Raw genomic sequence first — 6468 nt, 5'->3', positions numbered from 1 at the left:
ATTTTCGGATGTGCCGTGGTCCATCTTGGATACATTTCAAGTGCGTTTGCCTTTGGTTTTGACCGGCAGAAGCGTAAGATGATTAACCACTCACTGGTATTTCCCCCCGTAGGACAGGTTCAATATGATCGAAACCCTGAAAATGGTATTTGCAGCTACAAAAGCCTTAGGGGCAGCCTGATCCTTACCCATAATAAAAGCCCAGACCCAAGTATAATCAAAGCTTCTTTTTATCTGCCGGGCAGATCTCTCAAAGCCGATATTGAGGTCATTGAACCGGATGGCGGCATATCGCCCATGCACTTTTTAATGCCAATGAAAAACAACAAACCTGCATTTACAACTAAAACCGCCGGGCTGAAAGCCAGAGGGAAAATCATTGTAAATAAAAAAATCTTTGACCTTGCATCTAAAAACACCTTTGCCGTGTTTGACTGGACCAATGGATTTTACCCCAGACAAACATTTTGGAACTGGGCATGTGGTGCAGGCTTTGCAGATGATGGAACTCAAATCGGGTTTAATTTTTCCTCGGGTGTATATGAAAACGGTTTACTGGAAAATACGGTGTGGATTAATGGGACACCCTTAAAACAGGGTGAAATTACTTTTACCTATGATTCAAAAAAACCTGAGCTTCCCTGGCAGATCAAAAGCAAAAATGACCTTATCAATCTTAGGTTCAACCCCGAAGGCATCCGAAAAGCAAATGACAATCTTGGAATTATTAAGAGTAAATTCATTCAACCCTGTGGTTCATTTGAGGGTTCAATAAAAACTTGTGACAATCTTTGCATCCATCTTTCTTCAGTCGGCGGTGTGGTTGAAGAGCATTTTGCCAAATGGTAAACTGCCTGAAATTCTGTATAATTTGGCTTTTAATTTAAATAAAATTATGTAAAACTAATTTGATTTTTTAATTAATACACATTTTGGGATAGTTGGAAACGGGTTGCTTTACATAAATTTTAGGGACATGTGATGGATGACAAACCAACATATGAAGAACTTGAACAGCGTGTTATAGAACTTGAAAAACAAGCAGACAGGAAAGCATTCTCTGAGAAACTGACCCGGACTCTTTTTGATATTTCCAATGCTGTCAACACAACCATTGACCTGAATGAACTGTATGAGTCCATCTATAAATCCCTGGACAAACTCATGGGATTACCCAACTTCTACATTGCCATTTATATAAAAAAAATTGACAAAATTTCGATCCCCTTTTTTGTGGATCAATATGATGGATATTCGGAATACGAAGATTGTTTTACTGAAAGCAACTCATTAACCGGGGAAGTCTTACAAAAAGGAACCCCCCTGCTTTTGAATGAATCCCAGTTAAATAAAAGAGCTGCCCAGGGGAGGATACTGGGAACCACACCCAAAATCTGGCTGGGTGTTCCTTTACTCAAAAGAAAAATGCCGTTTGGGATCATTGCTGTGCAAAGTTACGACAATCCGAATTATTTCAGCCATAAGGATCTTGATATTCTCATCTCCGTATCCAACCAGATTGCCCTGGCCATTGAACGGAAACTATCCCTTGACGAACGCGATATGCTGAAGAATTATCTTTACAATATCATTAACTCAATGCCATCCATTCTTGTCGGGGTGGATAAAAAAGGATTTGTCACCCAGTGGAATTTCCAGGCAGAGCTTGAAACAGGTATCAAAGCCACGGACGCAAAAGAAAAGAGCCTTGTGGATGTCTTCCCGAGACTATCCCAAAATATGGATCAAATAAAAGAGAGCATTCGATTCAACAAAATTAAAACCAGATTAAAACAGAAACACTTTACCGGTAAGGAAACACGATACGAGGATATTATTATTTATCCTTTGATCACCAACGGGGTTGACGGGGTTGTAATTCGAATGGACGACATCACAGATAAAATTCGCCTGGAAGAAATGATGATACAGTCTGAAAAAATGCTTTCCATTGGAGGACTTGCCGCAGGAATGGCCCATGAAATCAATAACCCACTTGCCGGTATGATGCAGAATGCGCAAGTTATTTACAACAGGATTTACCAGGATTTACCAGCCAATGAAAAGGCAGCCCGGGAAGTCGGCATTTCAATGAGGGATATCCGGACTTATATGGAAAAAAGGGATATCCTTAACAAGCTGAACATGATCAATAAGACAGGGAACCGGGCTGCAAGAGTCGTTGCAAACATGCTTTCCTTTGCAAGGAAAAGTGATTCCATATTAGAATCCCATAATCTTTCAAAGCTGTTAAGAGAAACCATTGAACTTGCCAAAAGCGATTATAACCTGGAAGAACGGTATGATTTCAAACTCATCAACATCATCGAAGAATTTGATGCATCCACTCCCCCTGTTCTGTGTGATAAAAGCAAAATCCAGCAGGTCTTTTTAAATATTTTAAAAAATGGGGCTGAAGCCCTGTTTGAAGAGAGAAATGATTCATTTGCACCCCGGTTTATATTGCGAATCTATAAAAAAAATGCCATGGCCTGTATTGAAATTGAAGACAATGGTCCGGGAATGGATGAAGAGACCCAGAAAAGGCTGTTTGAACCTTTTTTTACCACCAAACCGGTGGGCAAAGGTACAGGTCTGGGCCTCTCGGTCTCTTATTTTATTATTGTCAAGGATCATAAAGGTGAAATGACGGTGGAATCCTTTCCCGATAAAGACACTAAATTTATCATTAAACTTCCATACTGATTTCATTCACTAAATCCGTTTAAAGGAGGAATAACATGTTTCTTGTTACGGCAAATCAAATACAGGATATGGACAAGCAGACCATAGAATCTTTTGGAATCCCCGGACTCGTTTTAATGGAAAACGCCGGAAGGGGTGCCGTTGATTTTCTGCTGAAAAAATTTAAAGATATTGAAACAAAAAGAATTGCCGTGATAGCCGGCCGGGGCAACAATGGCGGAGATGGTTTTGTCATCGCGCGGTATCTGATGGAAAAAGGGATGGTTGTTAACACTTTTTTGCTGTCTTCAAAAGAAAAAATAAAAGGTGATGCAAAAGTTAATATGGATCTTGCCCAAAAATTATGTGATCGATCCCAAACCTGTTCCATCATTGAAATCCCGGATGCAGATACGTTTAAAAACCAGAAAAACCGCATTCTCCATCATGACCTCTTCATTGATGCCATTTTGGGAACCGGTCTTAATTCAGATGTCAGGGGATTTTTCAAGGATGCCATTGAATTAATAAATTCTTCCCAACAGCCTGTTTTTTCAGTTGATATTCCTTCAGGCCTTCACTCGGATACAGGGCAGCCGCTGGGAATCGCCGTAAAAGCGAACGCCACAGCTACCTTTGCTTTTGCAAAGGCCGGTCAACTTCTCTATCCGGGAAACAGCTACACCGGTGACCTTAAAGTCATTGATATTGGTATTCCAAATTTTATTGCCCGGGAAAAAGAGATTAAACTCTCCCTGATCGAAAAAAAAGGCATTGCCGCCTGTTTCAAACCCAGGAACTTTCAAAGCCATAAAGGCAGTTACGGCCATTTACTTGTTATTGCAGGTTCAATCGGAAAAACAGGAGCTGCATCCCTTTGCGCCAATGCAGCCATGCGGTGCGGCACAGGCCTTGTAACCCTAGGCATTGCTAAAAGCCTCAATAAAAACATTGAACCACAGGTCATTGAACCCATGACCCATCCCTTACCTGAAAAAGAGAAAGGAATTTTATCAGACAATTGTTTTGATGAGATCCAAACACTTTTAAAGGGAAAACAGGCCCTTGCCCTGGGACCGGGTCTTGGCATCCGCAAAAGCACAAAAAAGCTTGTCCATAAGCTAATTGAAAAAAGTGATGTCCCCCTCATTATTGATGCGGACGCAATCAATTGTATTGCTGAAAACGTAAATATCCTGAAAAAGAAAAAAGTTCCTGCCATATTAACTCCCCACCCGGGTGAAATGGCAAGGCTTTGTGATATGACAACCTTAGACATCCAGGCAGACAGGATAAGCATAGCCTCACAATTTGCAAAAGCCCATGATGTCATTCTGGTTTTAAAAGGTGCCCGGACCGTTGTCAGCCTGACCGACGGAAGATCCTTTATTTGTCCCACCGGCAATCCCGGTATGGCTTCCGGCGGAATGGGGGATGTATTGACCGGCATGATCTCAGGCTTTTGTGCCCAGGGGTTTTCCCCTGAAAATGCAAGTCTTGCAGGTGTTTACATTCATGGCCTCTGTGCAGATATTCTTTCAAAGGATATCGGTGCATTCGGCTTTGTTGCTACAGATATGATTCAAATGATTCCAAAAACCATTCACCACTATCTTTTATGAAAATCATAGAATCAAAGAGTTCGGACCAGACCTTTAAATTGGGAGAAGCCGTGGGCAAAGAAATCTCACAAGGGATTTGTATTGCCCTTCAAGGTGAACTGGGCGCAGGCAAGACAACCTTTGTTCAGGGGCTTGCAAAAGGTCTTGGCATTTCTGAAAAATATTATATCACAAGTCCGACATTCAACATCATCAATGAATATCCGATTCATTCGTTAACATTGTGCCACCTTGATCTTTATAGACTGGAATCTGAAAACGAGCTTGAGGATATCGGGTTTGACGATCTTGTTGATGACACCCATATTATTGTTGTTGAATGGCCTGAAATTCTTAAACGTATCTCTTTTAAATTTGATATTGAAATAAATTTTAAATTTGATGAACAATATAACAGAATAATTTCCGTTTTTGCCTCTGGACAATTGGGCTCAAATCTGTTAAGCAGATTAGCTTTATAAATTACATAGTTTATTAATTCCTGGAGTTGTTATGGCTTTAAGAGTACAAAAATATGGCGGAACCTCTGTTGCAGACATTGAATGTATCAATAATGTTGCAGACAGGGTCCAAAAAGCATCCGATGCGGATGACAAGGTTGTTGTTGTACTCTCTGCCATGTCAGGTGTAACCGACAATCTTATTTCTCTTGCAAAGCAGGCCTCTGAAACACCGGATAAAAGGGAACTTGACGTACTGCTCGCCACGGGTGAACAAACAACGGCTGCCCTTCTTGCCATGATCCTCAAATCAAGAGGATACAAGGCAAAATCTTTTCTTGGTTTCCAGGCAGGAATTCATACGAATAAAACCTCGGGCAAGGCAAGAATAATGGACATTGACTGCAAAAATATACAACAGGCCCTTGAAGATGGATATATTGCAGTAGTTGCAGGATTTCAGGGTGTCGATAATGATGGCACCATCACCACCCTGGGTCGCGGTGGGTCTGACACATCTGCCGTCGCCATTGCCTCTTCCCTGAAAGCCGATGTCTGTGAAATATTCACAGATGTGGATGGCGTATACACCACAGATCCCAGAATTTGCAGTACTGCCAGAAAAATCAACAAAATATCCTATGAAGAAATGCTTGAAATGGCCATATTGGGTGCCAAAGTTCTTCAGATCCGTTCTGTTGAATTTGCAAAAAAATATAATGTCCCCATACATGTAAGGTCATCATTCAATGAGGAGGAAGGAACAATGGTCGTCAACGAGAGTTCTGATATGGAAAGTGTTATTGTATCAGGTATTACCTTAGATATGAATGAGGCAAGAATCACTTTAAAGCGTGTCCCTGACCAGCCCGGTGTTTCAGCAAAAATCTTCACCCCGCTTGCCCAGGCGGAAATAAGTGTGGATATGATTATTCAGAATACCCGCTCCCACGGTGAGACAGACCTGACCTTTACTGTGACCAAAGATGACTTTGACCGGGCAAAAGAAATTTCTGAAAAAATTGCCAAGGAGATTGGTGCTGCTGAAATTCTCACAGCTAAAGAAATTGCCAAGGTTTCGGTGATCGGACTTGGGATGAAAAGTCATTCCGGTGTGGCAGCTACCATGTTCGAGGCCCTGGCATCTGAAAATATAAACATACGATTAATCAGTACTTCCGAGATCAGGATCTCCTGCGTCATCCTGGCAAAATATGCCGAGCTTGCAGTCAGAACGCTTCACTCGGCCTTCGGACTTGATCAGGAAAAATAAACCCCATACTATATATTGTCTGAAGGGTTCAGGACTGCCTCGATCTCTTTAATTACTTTTTGGGCAGCCAGACCGGGATCATCAGCATCCCTTATGGGCCGGCCAATGACTATCAGGTCACTGCCAAGGGTTACAGCTTTACCGGGAGTCGTTACCCTTTTTTGATCATCATTTTCAAGAAGCGTCCATGCAGGTCTGATCCCCGGTGTTACAGCCAGAAAAGATTTTCCAAAACGCTGTTTTATCTCTTGGACTTCCATACCTGAGCAGACAACACCTTTGCACCCGGCATCATATGCCATCTTTGCCCGATGTATGACGAGAAGTTGGGGGTCTTTTACAAACTCGTCTTTAAATCCGGAAGCTTTAACTATATCCCCGTCATTATCCGTTAAAAGGGTGACACCTAAAACCCCTGTTTTCCCTTTTCCCCCTTTAACTGCTTTTT

6 protein-coding genes are annotated in these 6468 nt (G+C 41.7%); 5 read left to right on the top strand and 1 reads right to left on the bottom strand.

The genetic code is table 11. The features are described 5' to 3' along the window. The 5 genes from K8S13_RS03280 to K8S13_RS03260 all read left to right on the top strand — a co-directional run. Window positions 1-849, top strand: an 849-nt coding sequence (locus K8S13_RS03280; RefSeq protein ID WP_291460419.1) for a DUF2804 domain-containing protein, incomplete at its 5' end; no start/stop codon positions are given. Between the two features lie 132 nt (window positions 850-981). After that, the gene (locus K8S13_RS03275) at window positions 982-2706 is read left to right on the top strand and encodes a sensor histidine kinase (RefSeq protein ID WP_291460416.1); all 1725 of its coding nucleotides are present in this window, start codon (window positions 982-984) and stop codon (window positions 2704-2706) included. A 35-nt stretch (window positions 2707-2741) separates the two neighbouring features. Next, entirely contained in the window at window positions 2742-4307 is a 1566-nt protein-coding gene (locus K8S13_RS03270; protein ID WP_291460414.1) for an NAD(P)H-hydrate dehydratase, read from the top strand. Further along, a complete protein-coding gene (gene tsaE, locus K8S13_RS03265; protein WP_291460412.1) occupies window positions 4304-4768 on the top strand; it encodes a tRNA (adenosine(37)-N6)-threonylcarbamoyltransferase complex ATPase subunit type 1 TsaE in 465 nt (154 codons plus the stop codon). Before K8S13_RS03270 ends, tsaE begins: the two co-directional genes overlap by 4 nt. Window positions 4769-4799: 31 nt before the next feature. Further along, window positions 4800-6020 carry an aspartate kinase gene (locus K8S13_RS03260; RefSeq protein WP_291460410.1) on the top strand — a complete coding sequence of 407 codons (1221 nt, stop codon included), beginning with the start codon at window positions 4800-4802 and terminating at the stop codon, window positions 6018-6020. Window positions 6021-6028: 8 nt separating this feature from the next. Here the strand turns inward: K8S13_RS03260 and K8S13_RS03255 are convergent. After that, on the bottom strand, window positions 6029-6468 hold a 440-nt coding region (locus tag K8S13_RS03255; RefSeq protein WP_291460408.1), incomplete at its 5' end, for an orotidine 5'-phosphate decarboxylase / HUMPS family protein.

The organism is Desulfobacula sp. (assembly GCF_021107415.1).
Note: the sequence above shows the minus strand (reverse complement) of the source record. Positions and strands in the feature narration are given on the sequence as shown.